This window comes from Clostridia bacterium (assembly GCA_017554615.1).
Lineage (GTDB): Bacteria > Bacillota > Clostridia > UMGS1840 > HGM11507 > SIG450.
This window is the reverse complement of sequence record JAFZHY010000008.1, coordinates 1-3635: the sequence shown is the minus strand read 5'-3', so window position 1 is coordinate 3635 and position 3635 is coordinate 1. Positions and strand designations below refer to the sequence as shown.

Annotated in this window: 4 protein-coding genes; all 4 read left to right on the top strand. The window is 33.6% G+C overall.

Annotated features, from left to right (window positions below; all coding sequences use genetic code 11):
• Positions 1–308: 308 nt before the first annotated feature.
• Genes IKZ35_01985 through IKZ35_01970 form a run of 4 tightly spaced genes read left to right on the top strand, consistent with a single transcriptional unit; the run spans position 309 to position 3632 of the window.
• Entirely contained in the window at positions 309–749 is a 441-nt protein-coding gene (locus IKZ35_01985) for a hypothetical protein (GenBank protein MBR4892733.1), read from the top strand.
• Entirely contained in the window at positions 749–2176 is a 1428-nt protein-coding gene (locus tag IKZ35_01980; protein MBR4892732.1) for a hypothetical protein, read from the top strand. Before IKZ35_01985 ends, IKZ35_01980 begins: the two co-directional genes overlap by 1 nt.
• The gene (locus IKZ35_01975; GenBank protein ID MBR4892731.1) at positions 2173–3036 is read left to right on the top strand and encodes a hypothetical protein; all 864 of its coding nucleotides are present in this window, start codon (positions 2173–2175) and stop codon (positions 3034–3036) included. The genes IKZ35_01980 and IKZ35_01975 overlap by 4 nt, the downstream gene beginning before the upstream one ends.
• Before the next feature lie 32 nt (positions 3037–3068).
• Positions 3069–3632, top strand: coding sequence for an N-acetylmuramoyl-L-alanine amidase (locus IKZ35_01970; protein MBR4892730.1), 564 nt, complete (start codon positions 3069–3071; stop codon positions 3630–3632).
• The last annotated feature ends 3 nt before the right edge of the window (positions 3633–3635 follow it).

Sequence of the window (3635 nt, the reverse complement as noted above, 5' to 3'; positions counted from 1 at the left end):
TCTTCGACCTTAAACGCAGAAAAATTTTCAAGATTTTTAATGCGAAGGACGAAGTCAGGCTGACGCCTTACGAGGACGACAAATTAAAAAGATTGGAATTTAACAAGTTTAAGGCATATTGTGTTCAAGTACTACTGCACTGAACTTAGCCAAAGCTCTGCTTTGGGTTACCCTCTTTCTGTATAAGATACAGTAAGTGGCTAAGTATTACTACACTAATCGTTAAGAACTTTTAAAAGTATTGTAACACCTCTGTAACATTCATATTGTATAATGTTAGTACAAAATGCAGATTGGAGGCGTAGTGCATGAAAAAGAAAATAATATCTTTAGTTCTTTTAATACTTGTATTTTCTTGTATTAGTGCTTTCGCAGCGCCTGATTTAATTCTGCCTGCCGATGCAGTAAGTTCTGCTTCCGGTATACTTACCGTTACAAATCCGTCCACAGCGAGTATTTCATCTTATGATAAATCTCACAACATTTCAGGATATGCGGCTAACGGTGCAGAAATTTCAATCTACTCACTAAGTAACGGTGTTTATACACTTCTACATAAAGACGGTGTGCCTGTTTCATTTGTGTCAGGTGCTTCCGGAATGTTTATAAGCCCTATTAAACTTCAGTACGGAAGGAACGACCTTTTAATCCGTGCGCAAATAGGCTCAAATGTTCAGTATGCTGCGAAAACAATTACAGTATTAAGTCCAAACCTATTAAATTTATTTAAAGGATTTAAATTATTCTAATGAAATTAAAAGAAACTTTTAAAACTATTATCCTGACAGGGTTGGTTATATCAGCCCTTGTTTTGTCGTCAAGAATATGGTTATCGGAAGAATTATGGCCGGATGGTTATAATTCTTTTTTGTCTAAACTTTTTTCTGCTTTTAACAAGAGTCAGACAGAATCTTTAGATTTATCCCAGATATATTATCCTAAGCAGATTCTTGTTTCTAAAAATAACAGTTCGGTTATAATTTCAACTACTCACAATCAGTATAAAGCACTTAACGATATATTAAAAGGGCATATTAAATCTGCAATATGCAGTACATCTTTAAGCGAAACGGATGACGAAGAATATAAACTTTTCTGTAAACAAAAAGATTCAGTTTTTATAGGTCTTTATAATTTCATATCCTTTGAAATGCTTGCAGATTATTACGGAGCATCAGTTTCGGACGAAATAACTGAACTTAACCATGTTAAAAACATTCTTATCTGCCCTGCCTTAGATAACAGCGGCTTTACTTTATATGCAAAAAATTCCGACAGTAAAAAGGTATTAAAAATAAATGTTTCAGAGGATGTATCAGCACTTTCTGATATGATGACTAAATTAATGAGAGAGGTTGTGGAGGGCACAGTTTCGGCTTCTTTTGCATTTGAAAATAATTTTGATGTAAAAAACGAAAATGAAAAAGAGAAAATTCTTCTCGACTCTTATATGCTTATTAACTTAAACGAACTTTCAACTCCTGATATTAAACCGGTTAACCTTATGAATCCTGAAATTTTTTCAAACAATTCATATGAGAAAATCGCAAGATATTTTGGTGTTAACACTACTACTGCCCGTCGTTTTACCGATACTTCAGGGTCGGTTAACTTAATTGAAAATTTTGGAACACTTAAATTCCATAGCGACGGTTTACTTGAATATACAGCAATAGATGAGGGAATTTTTGTTGCATCTGATGTTTCATCAGAATATGATGCAGTTAAACTTGCAGGAGAGTTTACCGAGGGGGTAAACAGTTTGTTCACACTGCCTGAAGATAACTCTTATGTTTTTTCAGGAGTGTCATGGGATTTGGAAAGCACATATACGGTTAACTTTGATTTACTGTATATGGGAGTTCCTTTAGTTTTTGAGAGGGACATTTCAAAAACTGAAACACTCACTCATCCTATCGAAGTTAAGATTAAAGACGGAAAAATAATATCCTACCGTCAGTTATTCTGCGGTTTTAGGGAAAATAATACCGAACTTAATGTTCCTAATATGATTTCTGTTTTAGATAAATTCTATACAGTTTATGATGTTAAAAATAACCCTGATGATATTATAGTGGATATATACAGCGTTTATAATTTTGATGTTAAACAAAATGTGGTAAACCCTGAAAGCGCAGTCCTTTTAACAAACGGAAAGGTTGTGATGATTAAGTGAATTTTGCCCGTGCCAAAACAATTTTAATTTTTATCTTTCTTTTTGTAAACATATTCTTAATCGTTGTTTATAATCTTTTTTTCCAGAAAGTTAACACTGTTGATATTGATGTGGCAATAGATATTCTTAAGAATAATAATATTACGGTGGAAAAATCCTTGGTTAAACATTTTGAATCTTCTATGCAGGGTGCAGAAGTATATAATGTCTCAACTAATAAGGAAAAAACTGCTACTATGTTCTTAGGCGAAAATTACACTTCTCCAAGAGAAAATTACTATACTAAAGAGGGAGAAAGCCTCCTTATAAGCGACACATCTGTTGATTATAAGGTTTTTGATGCTAAGGATAAATCATTTAATAAAATAACCCATCTTAACGCGGGAAATAAAACATTAAAAGCGCTTAACAAAAAGGGAATAGGCAAGTCTGTTTTACAGGTTTTAAATATTACCGATAACGGAGAAAAAAACTTTTTTGTTACATTTATGTATGCGTATAACGACTACCCTGTTTTTAACAGTAATCTTTATGCAACTGTTACAGATAAAGGCATTACATCTATTAAAGGTACGGTTTTATCCTTTGAAAAAATCAAGGAAAAATATAACCTTACCCCACCGTCAAATATACTTTTGGAACTTGCGTCAAACAACGAGTTAAAAAGTGAATTTCAAAGCGTTCAAATTACAGGTTTAAGATTAGGTTATTATCTTCCGTTAGGCAAAAGTGAAACTTCCACCTATGCAATTCCTTCATATGAAATAGAAGTTAATGATTGTAAAGTGTTTTATTATGACGCAAGGGAAAATATTACCCCTGATGTTGTACTGTTAGGCAGTAAAAATATATCAAAGTAAGAAAATATGTCATATAATATATGGGTGATTATATGGCAATTAAAATATTTATTGATCAGGGGCATAACCCCACAGGCCCTAATACAGGATCAACAGGTAACGGGCTTAACGAAGCCGACGTTACCTACGATGTAGGTGTAAGGCTTAAAGCTCTTCTTGATAATAATCCCAATTTTTCAGCAATGCTCTCAAGAAAAACTCCCACCGAAGTTTTAGGAAACTCCAATTCGGGAAGTTTAATAGAGCGAGTAAGAATGGCTAACACATGGGGAGCAGATATTTTTATAAGTCTTCATACAAACGCAGTTACAAACCCTGCCGCTAACGGAACAGAAATTTTTACCTACCGTTTGTCAGGCCCTGCTTATAACCTTGCAACAAGAATTTTAAACTCAATAGTTTTAAGGCTTGATATGAGAAACAGAGGGGTAAAACAGGGAAGTAATCTCTATGTGCTAAGAAGAACAAAAATGCCTGCACTGCTCATTGAATTAGGGTTTATAACCAATCCTGAAGATGCCTATAAACTTGAAAACGATCCTCAAGGCTTTGCAAATGCAATATATCAGGGCATACTTTCTTATTATGGTTTTTAAATA